Raw genomic sequence first — 17,862 nt, forward strand, 5'->3', positions numbered from 1 at the left:
TTCGCTATTCGATCGATTCGCGTTCGATCAGCAATTATTTCCATCTCTCCAACTAGGCAACTCATATAGAAAACGTCCATCTTGCCATGAAGCCAACGCCGATGGGAGGGCCGCAGCTATTCACTACGGCACCTGAAGCGGCCAGCCTTCTCCGTTCGTTTGCGACAACCGTTTCTATACGTGCTTCTTCCTCCCGAGTCTCCTCTGGCTTAAACGCCTATCTTTAGAGTGCACGCCAGGAAAATTTGTATCCGAGGGAAGATCAGCCAGAAGAAGAGCTAAAGCATTAATCTTCGCTAATCATCTCCGCATATTCTCCTGCTGACATCAGCTTGTCCACTTCACTTGCGTCAGCCGGCTCAACCACGATCATCCACGCTTTTTCGTACGGTGACTCATTGACAAGCTCTGGGGAATCATCAAGTTCTTCATTCACTTCAACGACTTTTCCGCTAATTGGCGCATACAATTCAGATACAGTCTTGACGGACTCAACGCTGCCAAATGGCTCGTCCGCTTCAATCTCATCGCCCACTTCAGGAAGTTCGACGAAGACAATATCGCCTAGTTCAGATTGGGCAAAATCAGTGATGCCGATACGGACTTTGCCGTCTTCCGTTTTTACCCACTCATGTTCTTCGGAATACTTTAGCTCTTCAGGTAAATTACTCATGTTAACCCCTCCAATGTGGTCTTTTCGAAGTTTATCATACAGGAAATCGCTCATAAGCGAAAGGAAATCTTCTTGTTACACCACTAAAAAGTTGACCACATATCTTGAAATTGATCTTCTTTAAAGCCAAGTGTCACTTTTGTGCCATCTGTTACAATCGGGCGTTTTATCAACATACCTGAACTAGCTAGTAGCTGATATTGCTCTTCATCGCTCATTTCGCCGAGTTTGTTTTTTAAATCAAGCTCCCGGTATTTTTTTCCGCTTGTGTTGAAAAACGCTTTTAATGGCAAACCGCTTTTTTGGTGAAGTTCCTTCAATGTTGTACTTGTCGGCGGTGCCTCGACAATATGGATCGCTTCATAAGAAACACCGTGTTCATCAAGCCATTTCAATGCGTTACGGCAAGTAGAACACTTTGGATATTGATAAACCGTTACACCCATTTCCAGCATCCTTTCTATCCAGTGGACTCGTGTCTATTATTACCGAAAACCATCGCATACACAACTTTTTGGCTCACATGAAAGAAGAAGCCCGTGATTAGGCTTCTTCAGTGAGAGGAGAATACCCCTTGCGAGAGGAGCATTGTATTTTTATTTGGGGCCAAAAGCCCCAAAATTGCTACCTTAAATGACGTATTTCTTTTCAGCAATAATCGCCTTGGCGATTTTCCGTTTTTTTGCCACGACATTAACAGGCTGATGACGCGTTAGCTTGCGCAACATCGAAAGCATCGTGCGCAGCGTATCTCCCTCTTCCATATAAGACAACGCCTTTTTTGCATTTGCTTCGATCCGGTTAATTGCCTCTTGTGTAAACACTTCTGTTAATAGAAGTTTTTGCTGCTCTTTCTCTGGTGATGACGCGTCAAGTGCTTTCTGCGTCCGCAAAATCGCTGACTCCATTGAATAAATATCGCTGACAATATCCGCTACCGCAGCAAGAACTTCTTGTTCTTGATCCAGTTGCGCTCCATATTTTTGCGCACCTGTTCCAGCGACCATCAAAAATACTTTTTTAGCCATCGCCAACAAATGGGTTTCCTGCGCCAACGGTGTATCATCAATTTCTTGAGGCATAAGCATCATTAATTCTTCTTGCAACGCTTGTGCTTTTTGCAAAAACGGCAAATCGCCTTTTAACGCTTTTCGCATAAGGGTGCCCGGGACAAGCAAACGATTGATTTCATTCGTGCCTTCAAAAATCCGGTTAATCCGGGAATCACGATAAATACGCTCTACTTCGTATTCAGCCATAAAGCCATAGCCGCCATGGATTTGCACGGCTTCGTCAGCTACAAAATCCAATGTTTCCGAACCAGCAAATTTGTTCAATGAACATTCAATTGCGTATTCCGCAATCGCGCTAGCAACGGCACGGCCATCATTTTTTTCTTCCTCGGTTAAGCTGGCAAAGCGGCTTTCAATCAGTCCGCCTGTTCGGTAAATGGCGCTTTCTGACGCGTAAATTTCGGTTGCCATGGAAGCGAGTTTTTCTTGAATTAAAGCGAATGAAGCGATCGTTGTTTTAAATTGCTTCCGCTCTGTCGCATACGTCGCTGCCAGTTCCAACGCCCGCTTAGCACCGCCAATACAGCCGACTCCAAGTTTATAACGGCCAATATTTAAAATATTAAAGGCAATGACATGGCCACGGCCGATCTCGCCAAGGACATTGTCCACAGGCACTGCAACATCCTCTAATATTAGCGTACGCGTAGATGATCCTTTAATGCCCATTTTCTTTTCTTCTGGCCCGGTGCTGACGCCATCAAACGTTCTCTCTACGATAAAAGCGGTAAACTTTTCACCGTCTACCTTAGCGTAAACAATGAACACATCCGCAAAAGCAGAGTTGGTAATCCACTGCTTTTCACCATTCAAGACATAATGTGTACCTGCTTCGTTTAGAACTGCTGTCGTTTTGGCGCTCAGCGCATCTGAACCTGAGCCAGGCTCTGTTAAGGCATAAGCGGCAAATGTCTCGCCACTGGCCAAGCTAGGCAAGTATTTGCTCTTTTGTTCATTCGTGCCAAAAAAAACGATTGGCAACGTGCCGATGCCGACATGGGCACCGTGGCTTAGCCCAAACGCTCCGGCTTTTGAAAATTCTTCCGAAATGAGGGTAGAACTGATTTTATCAAGGCCAAGCCCGCCATATTCTTCTGGGACATCGGCGCCAAGCAGCCCCAATTCCCCAGCCTTTTTCAACAGCCTTGTCGTATGTTGAAATTGATGCTGTTCAATTTCATCGACATAAGGCAAAACTTCTTTTTCCACAAAATCCTTTGTCGTACGAGCAATCATTTGTTGTTCTTCGGTTAAGTCTTCCAATGTAAAGATGTGGGCAGGCTCCATATCTTCAAGCAAAAAGCCGCCACCTTTAAAAAGTTTTTCAGTCGTGTTGCTCATTCTCGGTTCGCCTCCCCAATTGTTTAATGTCGTTCAAACACAGCAGCAGCCCCCATGCCGCCACCAATGCACATCGTCACAACACCAAATCGTTCATCGCGCCGCCTCATTTCATGGATGAGCGACAACGTTAATTTTGTGCCTGTACAGCCAAGTGGATGCCCTAAGGCAATCGCTCCGCCATTGACATTGACTTTGTCGTAATCAAGCCCCAATTCACGTATGACGGCAAGCGCTTGGGAAGCAAAAGCCTCGTTTAACTCAAACAAACCAATCTCTTCTAGCTGTAATCCTGCCAGACGCACCGCCTTTGGAATTGCCTCAATTGGGCCAACCCCCATCACTTCAGGCGCTACCCCTGCAACAGCAAAGCTTTTAAACGTTACAAGTGGTTCTAACCCCCGAGCTTCCGCTTCTTCTTTGTCCATGAGCAGGACAGCCGCAGCGCCATCGCTCATTTGTGATGAATTCCCAGCTGTTACCGTCCCTTTAAGCTGGAATGCTGGCTTAAGCTTGCTAAGTGCAGCGATCGTAGTATCTGCGCGCACGCCTTCATCCATCTCAACAAGTCGTTCCGTTGTTTGAACCGTTCCGTCTGCCCCAAAGTGCTGTTCAACGACAGGAACAGGTACGATTTCATCGTTAAAGCGCTGATTGGCAAGTGCAGCCGCTGCTCGTTTATGGCTTTCTACCGCAAACGCGTCTTGGTCTTCCCTGCTAATGCCGTACTGGCGCGCCACCTCTTCCGCCGTATAGCCCATTGACATGTAATATTCCGGCGCTTCGTCGATCAACGTTGGGTTCGGTTTGACGACGTGACCTCCCATTGGAATCATGCTCATTGATTCTGCGCCACCTGCAATGATTGCTTTCGCATGCCCTAGCATAATCCGTTCGGCCCCATAAGCGATTGTTTGCAAGCCGGAAGCGCAATAGCGGTTAATTGTCACTGCTGGAACTGATTGGGGAATGCCCGCAAGCACGCTCACATTTCGGGCCATGTTCATCCCTTGTTCCGCTTCGGGCATGGCGCAGCCGATCAAGCAATCGTCAATTTCTTCCGGTTCGACTTGTTTGGCGCGGCGCAATGTTTCCTTCACGGCAATGGCGCCTAAGTCGTCGGAACGCACATGTTTAAAAGAGCCGCGGTTCGCTTTCCCGACTGGTGTCCTCGCCCCTGCCACAATAACTGCTTCTTTCATAGATGCCGCCCTCCTTTATTAATTGCGCAACGGTTTTCCTTTCGTAAGCATATGCTGCATCCGCTGCTGCGTTTTCGGTTCTGCGATCAAACTTAAAAACGCTTCCCTTTCCAAATCAAGCAAATAAGATTCATCAACTAGCGTACCTTCTGACACCTGGCCTCCAGAAAGGACGAACGCTAGCTTTTTGGCGATTTTCAAATCATGCTCTGATGCATAACCGCCCCATTCCATCATTTTCGCGCCAAGCATTAACGTCGCATAACCTGCTCTTCCTGTCACAGGGATCTTTGTTTTTGCAGGCGGCCGATACCCCTCTGCTAAAGACAGAACACGCTGCTTGGCATCGTTATTAACGAAAAAGTCGTTCATTGTAATGCCGTCCCGTTCAGACAAAAAGCCTTTTTCCCTCGCGTCTGCCGCTGATGTGGATACGTTGGCGGTAGCAATCGTTTCAAACGTTTTTCGCGCCGCCTTTTGCAAATCAGCAAGATTGTCGCTGCCATAACGGGCTATATTGCGCAGGTACAGTTCTTTATTGCCTCCTCCGCCTGGAATGAGGCCTACGCCTGTTTCCACTAAGCCCATATACGTTTCGTGGGCTGCTTGGATGCTTGCAGCTGGCAAGCTGATCTCAGTACCTCCGCCAAGCGTCATTCCAAAAGGAGCGGTTACAACAGGGACATTTGCATACCGGATACGCGCTGTTGCTTTTTGGAACTGCCTGATAACGAGATCAAGCTCAAAAAAGTTGTCGTCTTGCGCTTCCATTAGCATCATCATTAAGTTAGCGCCAACGCAGAAATTTTTCCCTTGATTGCCGATTACAAGGCCGCGGTAATTTGCTTCTGCCTCGTCAATTGCTTTGTGGATCATTTGGATTACATCAAGGCCAATCGTATTGTTAGGCGAAGTAAACTGCAGCAAGGCGACATCGTCGCCGATATCGATTAAAGACGCACCTGTGTTTTTTGTAATCGTCTTATCTCTTTTCAGCACGTTTAAAGACAGCTGCTTTTTATGGGTACGGACAGGAAGATAGTCGCCGTCGTGGTAAAAAGCGCCATCTTTGTAGAACGACGTATGGCCTTGTTCAAGCATAGCCGTCACCCATGTCGGCACAAATTCGCCCTCAAGCTGCATTTTTTCCACCGTTTCTTTTACACCGAGTGCATCCCAAAGCTCATATGGGCCCATTTCCCAGCCAAAGCCCCAGCGCATCGCTTCATCGACCGCCAACAAATCATGGGCTATTTCCGCTGTTTTCTCGGCTGCATAAAGCAATACCGGTTTTAAAATCGACCAGAGCAGCTTGCCTGCCGGATCATCTGCCCATACAACCGCACGTAACTTGGCAGATTTCGATTTCATTAACTTTGCTTGCTCCATAGAAGGCGCTTTCATTTTTTTGCGCGGTTCATATTCAAACGTGTGGGGATTTAGTTCGTAAATCGCCCCGTTTTCTTTCAAGTAGAAACCTTGGCCGCTTTTTGCGCCAATCCACCCACGCTTCGCCATTTCCTTCATAAAAGCCGGGGGATCAAACATCGCTTTTTCAGTACCCTCTGTCTCCTCGTAGACATTTTTGGCCACATGTAAGAACGTATCCAGTCCAACTACATCCAGTGTCCGGAATGTCGCGCTTTTCGGCCTGCCGATGAGTGGCCCTGTCACAGAATCAATTTCACCAATCGATGCATTGGCTTTAAGCATTTCATCGACTGTGACAAGCAATCCATACGTGCCGATCCGGTTGGCGATAAAATTAGGCGTATCCTTCGCTTCAACGACCCCTTTGCCAAGCGCCGTTTCAGCAAACTCGCGCATAAATTCTGTAACCTCGGTTTTCGTTTCCTTAGTCGGGATCACCTCAAGCAATTTTAAATAACGCGGTGGGTTAAAAAAGTGCGTGCCGAGAAAATGGGCTTTAAAATCTAGGCTCCTTTCTTGCGACATTGCTTCCACCGATATGCCAGAAGTATTGGATGATACAATTGCACCAGGAGCGCGGACTTCGTCAATTTTAGCCAATAGCTGTGTTTTTGCTTCCAAGTTCTCAATAATGGCTTCAATAATCCAGTCAGTTTCTTTTAGTTTGTCAAAGTCATCCTCTAAGTTTCCGGCTTCAATCAAATGAAGTGCTTGTTTTGAAGCCAATGGGGCCGGCTTTTGCTTTTTCAATTTTGCAATCGCCTGTTCCACAAGGTAGTTGCGGCTCCGCTTTTTCGTGAGCGTTGCCACGTTTGTGGCGCTTTTGCCATCATCTTGCGGTGCTAAGTCTAGCAATAAAACGGAAATCCCAGCATTCGCTAAGTGAGCGGCAATGCTTGCACCCATTACGCCGGCACCAATGACTGCTGCTTTGCGGATAGGACGAACCATCGTATTCCTCCTCTCAAATGATCAAACCGAATGAACACTCATTCATTTTTAACGTTAAAAAAAGGGCTTCTCAAAGAAGGCTTTCTTTTACTATAGTCAATTATGATAGCGTTTGCAATAAGAAATTTTCTTTTTTTGAATAAGGAAGGCAGTTGCTGAAGAGGAGCTTCGGCAACTGCTTACCACAGGTCCTTTTTCGTCAAGTTGGCTTGCGTCGCATGTTGAGGCTATAAGCAAACCATAAAACAGACAGTGTACTTAAAAACGCGGCAGCTAGCCAATATAAAGGCGCCAATTCATAGGTGTCGACAATGAAAAACGATACAAGCGGCCCAGTCGCTGCTCCTAAATCGACTACGACTGCCTGGATCGTCATTACTTTGACTTTATTCCCTTGCGCCGCCGCCCGGGCTGCAAGTGTATCGGCAGTGGTTACAAAAAAGGTCGACAGAAGTTGAAATACAAGTACGGCCCCTAACAAAAGCCAAAATGAATCAAGCAGCGCAAATAACGAAAATAAACAACCAATCCCGAGTATAGGCAAGTAAATCCATAAATACGAAAGCGGCCTGCGGTCTAGCATTTTCCCATAAAAAGGGGCAACGAATGGATCCCAGGCCCAGCGCAAGGCTTGAAGGATTCCTGCAATTGAAGCTGCACCGATGATTAGACCAAATGCTTCCAGCTGTTGCCCACCCATTGCGCGCTCAACAAGCGGGCTGAGTGTAACCGAAAACAGTCCGAACACAACGAACCCCATCGTAAGGCCTGTCGCGAACACGAGCATCGTAAAAGGCGAAAGGGTTTTTTCTGCTCTCCTAACATGAGTAAGCGGTTTGTTATCATCTGGTTGTTGGCGTTTCGGGATCACAAAGGGGGCGATGACGAAGGCAATTGTGCCAATCGTCGCGAAAGCAGTCGTGACTGGAAATACAGATACCTGTTCGACGAAAATGCCTCCTGCCAACATACCGACCAGTCCGCCAATCCCCCATAAACCATTGTAAGTGCCCATCAGTTGGCCACGATTGTCTTTGCTGGAAAATTCCACTACAGCAAGCATGCCGCCAATACGCAACAAAGCCCAAGCGACACCCCAAACGGCCCGTGCCACGACAAGGGTAGCAAAGCTTTGGAAAAAGCCGTACGAAAAAGTCGTGGCCGTTGCCAAAATGAGGGCCAATTGCACACCAGTCCGCAGTTCAAACTTGCTATAAAACCAGCCGACAAGGGGGCTTATTGGCAAACGGACGAAGCGATTGACAGATAACAATATGCCAATTTGCCAAAGAGCTGTAAGGCCAAACTCCTGCCAGTAAAGGGGCAACACAATAAACAACATTGCATCGCCAAGCACGGCAGCGGCTGTTAATAGCGCAATCGCCACCACTTTCTTTTGCGGGGATGCCTGGAGGCGTTCCCCTTTTTTCTCCTCCTGTTTTGCTTGCAATAAAACCGCCCCTTTTCTTTCATTCCATTATGGCGGTCCCAAAACGGGAAAAAAAGTGTAAACTAGATATAGTTATTTTTCCCCTTTTTTATAAAGACAGGAGGCTCGGAACAATGGAACTGTTTGAGCACTACCTCATGTTGGCCAAACGATTAAACTACTCACAAGCGCGACAGCCCCTTTCTGTCCGTACTTTAGCAAACGAGCTTTCATGTACAGAACGGAACGCAAAATTGCTTGTCCAAAAAATGCAAAAGCGTGGCTGGATTGAATGGCGGCCTGGCAAAGGCAGAGGCCATGTGTCCTATATTCGCTTGTTGGCAGACTATGACGCTGTCGTCATAGCTGAAGCAAAAAAACGCGTTTCTGAGCAATCACTTGATGCGGCGATTCAACTCGTTCAAACCTATTCACGCTCACACGCAAGCAGCCGCGCCTTTATTGATTCGATTTTAAATTCAATTAACCTAGAACAAATCGAGCAAGAGGATCATCTCCGTTTCCCTACTTACCGTGGGGTTTGCGCATTAGACCCGGCTACGATACACCGCCGGACGGAAAATCATTTGATGAGCCACTTATTCAACCAACTCGTTAAGTATGATCCTAAAAACGACTGTTATATTCCAGATTTGGCCCACTATTGGGAAACGGACACTACAAACACAAAGTGGACTTTTTATTTGCGGAAAAACATTTTTTTTCATAATGGGCAGCACTGTACCGCTGAGGAAGTTGGCGCCAGTTTTTTACGCCACACGGAAAAGTCGCCCTATTATTGGGGAATCCAGCATTTGCATCGCCTATCTGCACTTAGTCCTTACACAGTGGAGTTTTGTTTTTCCAAGCCTACTCCGCATTTTCTGGCGTTTGCTGCTTCATTAGGCGGGGCCATTGTCTATAAAGACGAAATGACATCTTTTCCAATCGGCACAGGGCCTTTTTCCTTGTCGGACCATTCAAGTAAGCGCCTTCGCCTTCAAGCATTTCCGCGCTACTTTAGTACGAGGCCACACCTTGATGCAGTGACCATGTATATCTTTCCAGCCCTTTATGACAACGAACCAGAAACAGCATTCTTAGCCGCAAACCAATTAAATTTTTATCATTACCCATACGTCGAAAAAGAAGAGCATCACTTCCAGCAGCAGCACTCAATGGACATAGGCTGCAAACTCCTTTCGTTAAACAAAAAGCACGGCCTTTGTGCCAATGACACTCGCTTGCGCGAGGCGCTGTTTCATTTTTTAGATCCACATTCAATGATTCAAGACATTGGCGGCACCCGCAGTATTCTAGCTGATCGTGTTTTCGCCCAAGGGCAAAGCGTCCTAACGACTCGTAACAGGCTAAAAGGACAGGCAAGCTTGTTAAAGAGCAACTACCATGGAGAAGAGCTTCAGCTATATAGCTACACCGGAGCGGGCAATGAGAGGGATGCTGGTTGGATTGAACAAACGCTTAAAGCAGAAGGCATTTCTGTGCGGTTGCACCTCCTTCCTTATCATGAGCTTCAACAATTAGCCCTCGAACAAAAAGCAGACCTTTTGCTCGGCGAGCAGCTTGGCTACGATGACAAAGTGTATGGCTATTTTTCCTTGTTTTTTGATCGCCACCGGTTTCTTTATTCACACGTGGGGACAGACGATTTGGAAAAAGCAAAGCGTTTATGGCATCAGGAATTAAAAACAGAAACATTGCTGGCTAGCTTACAAACAATCGAAACATCGCTTTGCCAAGCACATTATCTCCTCCCCCTCTACCGGTTAAAACAATTTGCGTTGTATCCGGAATACGTCAAAAACGTGGCATTAAATGCTTACGGCTGGGTCGATTATACAACGATTTGGCTGAAACGCGGCAAATCTTAGATCTAGCAACACGTCTTTAGTCGTCATCATCACGGGAGTCCCGCCATTTTTGAAACAAGGAGACAGAGCGCGTCGAGGGGGACTCGTCAAACTGAAGGGCGGACTCATGTAATACCCACGGGTGCGGTTGATGGGGAACACCGACTTTGAATCCAGCTTGCTGGAATTTTAGAGATTGGACGGTGTCATATACATGCCAGCCATCAACCACTTCTGGCCAAGGCAAATCGTATTGGGTAGCCATTAAGGCACCATCAATCGCTTCGACTTGTTGGTATGCATACTCCGCTTCTAAAAACGATAAATAACTATACGTATGGCGATGTTCCAACATTTTACCGGCTTTCGTGGGACTGTCCCACCAATTACCTGAAGCAGGCAAGTCCTTTGCGCCAATGACGCCAAACATGCCTAAGTCAGGATGTTGTTCAAATAAAAACAACAAATCATGCAAAAACATGCGGTTTATGATCATCGTATTTTGGCGAATATACACTTTGTAGCGTGCATCGCTTTTTTCCATTGCCTCATTGTAGCCACTTGCCATGCTTTTTGCATGACGGATCGCCACTTTTTCTACCGTTACCCCTTTAGGCGGATAAAGCATGTCAATATGGCTCACAGCCCGGACATACTGATCTTCATCATTGACACAACTAATAAAGCACACTTTTTGCCGATCCATGTGCCGACCCCTCCTGCTTGCTGATTGAATAGTATATTCCATCAAAAACAGGATGGTGATGACGTTAATTTGTTCGGATAAACGGCATTGTAAAGAGCCATAATAAATGGAACGGTGTTTAAAAAAGGAGAGAGACAAGTGTATTGGCCGACTTTCAAGACTGTGTTTCGTTATATATTGATTTGTCATGTCTTATTTTTACTGATACCGAGTCAAGTGGACGCTGCTATAGTGAGAGAAAGGCATGAGTACGAAAAGACAGGACATGTGTTCTGGGAAATTCCAACAGATGAAAAAATTGTAGCCTTAACGTTTGATGATGGCCCAGATCGTACAAACACACCCCTTATTCTAGATGTGCTTAAGAAATACGAGGCAAAAGCAACCTTTTTTGTAGTCGGCAAGAATGTGAAAGAGAATGCCGATGTTGTCCAAAGGACGATCATGGAAGGACACGAACTTGGCAATCACACGTATACCCACACTTACAATGAGTCAATTAACCAAGCAACCTTAACCACTGAAATGAACAAAACGGACATGCTTCTTTTAGAATTGTTCGCCATCAAACCAACCTTTTTTCGCCCAGTCGGAGGCTATTATAATGATCTTATTATTGAAACTGCGATTGAGGCAAAACACGACGTTTTTTTATGGTCTTGGCATCAAGATACAAGAGATTGGGCAAACCGGAATAAAAAGCAACTTTCAGCCCAAGTTTTAAACAATATACGTCCTGGCGATGTCATTCTTTTCCATGACGGAGGCGGTGACCGTACGCCAACAATAGAAGCAATTAAAGAAATTATCCCCGCCTTGCAAGATGAAGGCTACAGCTTTTTAACACTATCGGAAATGGTCGATCGCCATAAATTCTCTTCCAAACAAAACACAAACCCGGTCTTTCGTTTAGCGCCGCTTCCCTTTATGAAGTGAAGCGGGTTCTGCTTCTAATGCTTCTTGATAATCTTTATAAGCAAAGTAAGCTGCAATAAATGAACCTATTAAAAACAAGGCAGATCCTCCAAGCGTAAACAAACGGCCAATATAAATACCTTGTGTATCAAAAATGTGTTCACTATCCATTTCATTCACTCCATAAAATGTTTTCCATTAATATAATCATTAGGATTAAGACCACACTTTTTAAATGTACGCCTTGCCCTTTCTGAAAAAAGGCAAAGTTATGCTTATATATATATTATGCCTTAAGCAAGAATTGGTTCAAAAAACAAAACTGGATAAAAGGGTTGTCTATTTATTTAAAAGATAAATTGTCAATTCAAGTGTAAACATTTTCTTTGGCCGTCCATTAAGGTTCTGACTAATTCATACAAGCAAATTCTTACAAGTTCTCGATACGGAAAATAAAAGGAAACTGCTCCTAGCAAAATAGACAAGTTTGTACTAGCTTCTTACAAAGCGATTGAAAAAAGGCGCCTATCCGAAGAAAGGCACCTGTTTTTATTCCTTTTCTAATGCTTCGATAATCAGATCTTGAACCCTGTTATTTGTCAAAAGAAGCAAATGTGTGACGCCTGGAACGTGGATGTTATTTGCCCCGTCAATCCGCGACAAACTGTTTGCTACAATTAAATCGGAACTGCTATAAATCGATGTAAAATCGACTCCGTCTGGCACTGAACTTGCACCCAAGCGGTTGGCTCCTCCTAATGTAATAACTTTGTCTACATGTTCAACGCCTCCGAGTTGGGTAAGATACCGTAATGTATTTGCTCCCCCCATGCTGTGGGCTATAATATTTACTTCGTCGACATCATAATTGGTTAGTACATCGTTAATAAAATCTCTCAATTGTCGGGAGTTCCTGTAATTGTTTCCGGAGCGGTCGGCAAAATCTATTGCATGTAAGTCAGAACGATCATAGCCAACGCTTCTTAACTTTCTTTCAATGCTATAGAAATTGTAACCCGCTCCTCCAATCCCATGTACGAGCACAATTGGTTTATCAAAATCGATACTTGATGTTTGTTGGGCGCGGACTTCAGAAGAATAAGCACCTCCCCATGTAAGCAACCATACTAGAACAGTTAAAAATGACAAGCGAATTAATCTCACAATCATCCTCCTCTTCGAATAATAGAATCGGTTACAAAATAACATGATTAGGCTACTGACGCTATAGAAATGCGAATTTTCCCAACTAAAAAAATGATATTTTTATTGTTTTTTGTATCACGAAAAAGTTTTTAGAAGGACGTGTTGATAAACAAAAAAAAGCAGCAGCTGCTGCTTCAGATCGTAGACAAAACGCCTTTGAGAAAATAATTCTCAAAGGCGTTTTTTTGATGATAAAGAGATGGGTGGATATTGGAGACTTTGGAGTTGGAGGAAGATTCCTCCTCCAACTCCAGGTGGCTAATTTTTTCAAGTTCATCGCACCAAAAACAAACATCGCCTGCATTGCATTTTTTTCCAACCCTTTCAGGTTGGTCCAACGCAGACCATGCTTCTGTTTCAGATCGGCAAAGACACGCTCAATCGTTTCTTTCCGCTTGGCGTAGATGTCTCGGTTCCGTTCAGTATGCCTCAGATGTTCTGCTTCATCCAAGGCATCCTGCCAAATATGGCGAAGGACGAGCTTTTGGTGATTCCGATTCTTTGTGCACTGGGTGAGCAGTGGGCACGACTCACAAATCCGAGGGTCGGAGATATATTCACGATATCCCTCTCGATTCGTTGTTCGGTAAGAAAGCACCTGGTTTTGGGGACAAAGAAAACAATCGTAGTATTCATCATAGACAAACTCGTTTTTCCGGATATAGCCTTTAGGGGTCATCGGGCGTTTATATGGCATGACGGGATGAACGCCTTCTTCTTGAAGTTTTTTGGCAATGGCAGGCGTTTTATACCCCGCATCCACCGCGACAACCTTTGGTTGGCACACTTTCGTTTTCAATTGATCAAACAGTTCGTGGAAAACCTGACTATCGTGGACATTCGCCGGTTTTACGATCGTTCCTAAAACAAATCCATTGGCATCGCAAGCCGTATGGAAATTGTAGGCAAACATCTTTTCCCGCTCGCTTTTGACGTAATAACCGCTCTCAGGATCGGTGGTACTTTCCTTGACCTCCCTCGACGGGTCTTTTTGCGAGGGAGGTAAGGGCTTTTTTCCGTTTTTCACCCGTTCCCCATTGATTTCTTCTTCTAGTTGAGTTTGATAGGCACGCGTCTCGGTGCGTACGACCTTTTTGCGATGCTTTCGTTTATTGGCGTTGGCTTTAATGGAAGTCGAGTCGATAAAAGCCACCTCTGGACTCACAAATCCTTTGTCCATAGCTTGTTTCAGAATCCGATAAAAGAGTTGTTCAAACACATCACTGTCCCGGAAACGACGAACGTAGTTCTTCCCAAACGTAGAAAAGTGGGGGATCTTATCCTCAAAGCCAAATCCTAAAAACCAACGGTAGGCCACGTTGGTTTCGATTTCTTTAATCGTTTGGCGCATCGAACGAATGCCAAAGATGTATTGAATGAAAACCATTTTGATCAACACCACGGGATCAACACTCGGCCGGCCCCTGTCTTTTGAGTAAAGGTCTTCGACAAGGTCATAAATGAAATCAAAGTCAATCGCCGCATCAAGCTTCCGGACGAGATGATCCTCTGGCACCAGCTTTTCAATCCAGACCATTTCCATTTGCATTCGCTTATCTTCCAACTGTTTGGACAACATTCTTCCTCACCCTGTACCTTTTTTTCTCTCTTTTATTGTACAAAAAAGCCTGTCGACTGTCTCGGTAAAACCGAGACTTTGTCGACAGGCTGAAGCAGCAGCTGCTGCTTTTCATTTAATGTCATATAGGTGTTACGCCTTTTACACGCTACACGTTGTTGTAAAACGTCCAAACTTAATTAAAAGGCCGTCGCTATTTGCATCCACTAGCCTAGCCGCGTGAATGCCCGATCCAATTTCGCTAAGCCTTCATCGATTTCCGCTTTTGTAACCGTTAATGGCGGAATCATCCGCAACACTTCTCCGGCATTGCCGCAAAAATAAAAGAGAACGCCCTCTTCTAATGCAAGGTCCAAAATCTTTGCAGCAGTGTCCCCGTCTTTTTCACCTGTTTTCGGGTCGACAATTTCAATGCCAAACATCATCCCTATACCGCGGACAGCGCCAATTTGCGGCCATTTTTCTTGCATGGCGTTCAAACGTTGTTTTGCATATGCGCCTACTTGTTTGGCATTGTCAAGCAACTGTTCCTCTTTTATTACTGCAATTGTGGCCCGTGCCGCCGCACACGCAATCGGATTTCCGCCAAAAGTCGTGGCATGGCTTCCTAAAGGCCACTGTTGCATGAGCTTATGATTGGCCACAGTTGCACTAAGTGGCAGCCCAGAAGCAATTCCTTTTGCAATCGCCATAATGTCAGGTACGACACCAAAAGTGTGTGCGGCAAACCACTCTCCTGTCCGGCCAAATCCTGTTTGCACTTCGTCAAAAATGAGCAACATCCCGTGCTCGTCGCAAATAGTGCGAATCCGTTGCAGCCAAGAAGCGGGCGGGACAATATACCCTCCTTCGCCAAGAACAGGTTCAATAATGACGGCTGCCACTTCGTCAGGCGATACTTGGTGGGCAAATAAGGAGGCAAATGAATCCTCAAGCTTGGCAATAGCTTGTTCTTCCGTATCGCCAGTGGCATAATACGGAATTTGATAAGCCATCCCTTGTGCAGGCTGGTACTTGCGGTATTTCGCCTTAGATGTGCTAACGCTGAGCGACCCGAGCGTCCGTCCATGGAAACAGCCATTAAAAGAAATGACGTACGGGCGTTTTGTCACATGGCGGGCAAGTTTAAGCGCCCCTTCTACAGCCTCTGTTCCGCTATTGCCAAAAAAGAAGCAATCTAAATCACCTGGCATGATTTCAGCCAGCTCATTGGCAAGCTGTAAAATTGATTCATACTGGATGACGCCAATTGGCCCATGCGTAAAACGTCCAGCTTCTTCTTGGATCGCCGCGACAATTTTTGGATGGCGGTGTCCGACATTGGTCACAGCAATCCCTGATGTAAAATCTAAATACGTTTTTCCGTCGACGCCGTAATAATAACAGCCTTCTTCTTTTTCTACAGGCAAGTTCGGATGGTCTTTCGCCATGCTTGGGGCAAGGCGGTACGGAATTGTTTGTGCTAAATCATTCCATTCTTGTGGCATTAAGGGCACTCCTTTAACGATAAATCATAAAGTGGGCAATCAGCACAACGACAGGCAAAGCAATGACTGTACGTTGGATAAAGATGATAAACAGTTGCCAGAAGTTAATCGGGATGCTTGAACGAATAAGCATTACGCCAATTTCAGACATGTAAACAAGTTGAATGAGCGAAACAGCGCCGATGACAAAACGCGTCAACTCGCTTTCAATCCCTGATCCTAGTATAGCTGGCAAAAACATATCTGCAAAGCCAACAAGCATGGCTGGTGCAGCTGCCTCTGCGTCTGGAATTTGCATCCATTCCAATACAGGCACAAGCGGATAAGAAAGGTACGTAAATACAGGTGTATATTCGGCGACTATTAAGGCAAGCGTACCAATTGCCATTACAAGTGGCAACATGCCAAGCCAAATGTCCAATGCGTTGAAAGCCCCTTTTTTTAATACCGTGCTTATAGGAGGCGCTTGTTTAGCCTTATCGATACCACGGGCAAAAGCGCTTTTCCATAAAGAGCCTATTTCCGCCGTTTCTTCAATCGCTCCAGGCTGATCGAGGTGATAGGTATTTTTCATTGTCGATAGCGGCGGAATGCGCGGGCAAATAAACGCAGCGAGCAAAACGCCTACAAGAACAGTTATGTAAAAAGATACAAAGCGATGTTCCAATCCTAGCATTTTAGCGATAATTAAACTGAAGCCTATAGATGTAATCGTAAAATTCGTGACGATTACCGCAGACTCTTTTTTAGTATAATAGCGATTTTCATATTGATTGATCGTAATTAAAATGCTCATCATGTTGTTGCCCATCCACGAGGCAAGAGAATCAACAGAAGCGCGCCCAGGCAATTTGAACAGTGGACGCATAATTTTTTGGGCAAGCGTACCAAGCCACTCCATTAACCCGTAGTCAAGCAAAAGCGGCATGAGCAGCCCCATTACAACCGACCACACGGCAAGAACAGGCAATAAATCGGCAAACACTGTCCCCCCTGTTGCTGGGTTGTACACCATTTCCATTCCAGTCCCCGTCATGACCATTAGCGCAAACACAGCGCCGAGGACACGAATCGCCGTCCAAGTAAAAGATGTATAAAACAACGTTTTTAAGGCTGGCTTATCCATAATAAATGCAGGTTTAAACGCCCAACACAAAAAAGAGGCAACACCGGAAAACACGAGCAAGGCCAATAAAAAGCTAGGCAAAACGCCAGAAAGGCCGTCTTCTATCAAACCGGCCAAATAGCCGATGAAAACAGTCCAATTGTCGTCTATTTTTACCGGGACTAAAAACAGGACCGCTCCAGCTAAAGAGGGGATAAGAAAAGTCGCAAGATGGCGCGATTGTATAGGACGTTGTTTGTTTGATTTTACCGATTTGTATGATTCCACATTAGACACCCATTCCGTATAATTAATCTCTGTATTTGATAATTATACATAAATAATGGCCGTTTAGGAATCTTTTATTTTGGCGATGCTGCGCAAACTTGATGATCAAGATCGATTGAAAGTCGGAAGGGATGTACAGGAGGTTGTAATACTTAATGAAGTGACGAAGTGCAAACAGGATTTTCTAAAAAACCGAGCGAATTGAACCTGATAAATGCAAAAATCCAGGAGGCTCGTTATGTTAGAACAACTATTCTATTGTCATGTTCCTATGTCACACTTAGAAAATGCGATCAAATGGTATAAGGAAATCCTACATAGTGAAGAGGAGCGACAAGCACAACTAAATTTCCCCTCTGGTCAAATGTTATTTTTAGTTGAATCCACTCATCAAACTACTGCAACGTTTAAAGTCAACAATCAAACACATCCCGTGATTGCCTTTCAATGCAAACATATAGAAGCGTTAGCCAATCACTTAAAAAGGAACGCAGTCAAAGTAGAAAACAATATGGATGATGGGCTCGGCAATTTATTTTTAGATTTCTATGATCCTGATGGGAACAAATTTAATGTACAATGTGATAAATTTTAAATCCTTACAG

The 17,862-nt window shown here is 45.1% G+C and carries 15 protein-coding genes; 3 read left to right on the top strand and 12 right to left on the bottom strand.

Annotation, left to right across the window (positions count from 1 at the left end; all coding sequences use genetic code 11):
• Nucleotides 1-286: 286 nt before the first annotated feature.
• The 6 genes from gcvH to V5G21_RS03495 form a co-directional block, all read right to left on the bottom strand.
• Nucleotides 287-673, bottom strand: coding sequence for a glycine cleavage system protein GcvH (gcvH, locus tag V5G21_RS03470; RefSeq protein ID WP_011247828.1), 387 nt, complete (start codon nucleotides 671-673; stop codon nucleotides 287-289).
• 83 nt (nucleotides 674-756) lie between these two features.
• Nucleotides 757-1,119 (bottom strand): arsenate reductase family protein, encoded by a 363-nt coding sequence (locus V5G21_RS03475; RefSeq protein WP_011247829.1) that lies wholly within the window; start codon nucleotides 1,117-1,119, stop codon nucleotides 757-759.
• Nucleotides 1,120-1,302: 183 nt separating this feature from the next.
• Complete coding sequence (locus V5G21_RS03480; RefSeq protein WP_011247830.1) at nucleotides 1,303-3,087, bottom strand: acyl-CoA dehydrogenase family protein; 1,785 nt, start codon at nucleotides 3,085-3,087, stop codon at nucleotides 1,303-1,305.
• Between the two features lie 23 nt (nucleotides 3,088-3,110).
• Nucleotides 3,111-4,289: an acetyl-CoA C-acetyltransferase gene (locus V5G21_RS03485; protein ID WP_035202723.1), complete on the bottom strand. Its 1,179-nt coding sequence runs from the start codon at nucleotides 4,287-4,289 to the stop codon at nucleotides 3,111-3,113.
• 18 nt (nucleotides 4,290-4,307) lie between these two features.
• Nucleotides 4,308-6,671, bottom strand: coding sequence for a 3-hydroxyacyl-CoA dehydrogenase/enoyl-CoA hydratase family protein (locus V5G21_RS03490; protein ID WP_011247832.1), 2,364 nt, complete (start codon nucleotides 6,669-6,671; stop codon nucleotides 4,308-4,310).
• Nucleotides 6,672-6,870: 199 nt separating this feature from the next.
• Complete coding sequence (locus V5G21_RS03495) at nucleotides 6,871-8,121, bottom strand: MFS transporter (RefSeq protein ID WP_011247833.1); 1,251 nt, start codon at nucleotides 8,119-8,121, stop codon at nucleotides 6,871-6,873.
• Nucleotides 8,122-8,234: 113 nt separating this feature from the next.
• Here V5G21_RS03495 and V5G21_RS03500 point away from each other — a divergent pair, with 113 nt between their 5' ends.
• Nucleotides 8,235-9,992 carry an SgrR family transcriptional regulator gene (locus tag V5G21_RS03500; protein ID WP_338465220.1) on the top strand — a complete coding sequence of 586 codons (1,758 nt, stop codon included), beginning with the start codon at nucleotides 8,235-8,237 and terminating at the stop codon, nucleotides 9,990-9,992.
• Nucleotides 9,993-10,008: 16 nt separating this feature from the next.
• Here V5G21_RS03500 and V5G21_RS03505 read toward each other — a convergent pair whose 3' ends face one another.
• Nucleotides 10,009-10,677, bottom strand: coding sequence for a glycosyltransferase family protein (locus V5G21_RS03505; protein WP_011247835.1), 669 nt, complete (start codon nucleotides 10,675-10,677; stop codon nucleotides 10,009-10,011).
• A gap of 138 nt (nucleotides 10,678-10,815) precedes the next feature.
• Here V5G21_RS03505 and V5G21_RS03510 point away from each other — a divergent pair, with 138 nt between their 5' ends.
• On the top strand, nucleotides 10,816-11,613 hold the full coding sequence (locus tag V5G21_RS03510) for a polysaccharide deacetylase family protein (RefSeq protein WP_338465221.1): 798 nt from the start codon (nucleotides 10,816-10,818) through the stop codon (nucleotides 11,611-11,613).
• Here the strand turns inward: V5G21_RS03510 and V5G21_RS03515 are convergent.
• From V5G21_RS03515 to V5G21_RS03535, 5 genes are all read right to left on the bottom strand, one after another.
• A complete protein-coding gene (locus V5G21_RS03515) occupies nucleotides 11,587-11,772 on the bottom strand; it encodes a hypothetical protein (protein WP_374757916.1) in 186 nt (61 codons plus the stop codon). The two genes, V5G21_RS03510 and V5G21_RS03515, sit on opposite strands and share 27 nt — an antisense overlap.
• A gap of 369 nt (nucleotides 11,773-12,141) precedes the next feature.
• Complete coding sequence (locus V5G21_RS03520; protein WP_011247838.1) at nucleotides 12,142-12,756, bottom strand: esterase/lipase family protein; 615 nt, start codon at nucleotides 12,754-12,756, stop codon at nucleotides 12,142-12,144.
• Nucleotides 12,757-12,841: 85 nt separating this feature from the next.
• A complete protein-coding gene (locus tag V5G21_RS03525) occupies nucleotides 12,842-14,377 on the bottom strand; it encodes an IS1182-like element ISBcl1 family transposase (protein ID WP_338465222.1) in 1,536 nt (511 codons plus the stop codon).
• 206 nt (nucleotides 14,378-14,583) lie between these two features.
• On the bottom strand, nucleotides 14,584-15,864 hold the full coding sequence (locus tag V5G21_RS03530; RefSeq protein ID WP_095294617.1) for an aspartate aminotransferase family protein: 1,281 nt from the start codon (nucleotides 15,862-15,864) through the stop codon (nucleotides 14,584-14,586).
• A gap of 13 nt (nucleotides 15,865-15,877) precedes the next feature.
• Nucleotides 15,878-17,257, bottom strand: coding sequence for a YjiH family protein (locus V5G21_RS03535; RefSeq protein WP_011247840.1), 1,380 nt, complete (start codon nucleotides 17,255-17,257; stop codon nucleotides 15,878-15,880).
• Nucleotides 17,258-17,495: 238 nt separating this feature from the next.
• Between V5G21_RS03535 and V5G21_RS03540 the strand changes: the two genes are divergently transcribed.
• The gene (locus V5G21_RS03540) at nucleotides 17,496-17,852 is read left to right on the top strand and encodes a VOC family protein (protein ID WP_011247841.1); all 357 of its coding nucleotides are present in this window, start codon (nucleotides 17,496-17,498) and stop codon (nucleotides 17,850-17,852) included.
• Nucleotides 17,853-17,862 lie beyond the last annotated feature (10 nt).

Origin of the sequence: Shouchella rhizosphaerae (assembly GCF_036700015.1) — a bacterium.
In the GTDB taxonomy this organism is placed as follows: Bacteria; Bacillota; Bacilli; order Bacillales; family Bacillaceae_D; genus Shouchella; species Shouchella rhizosphaerae.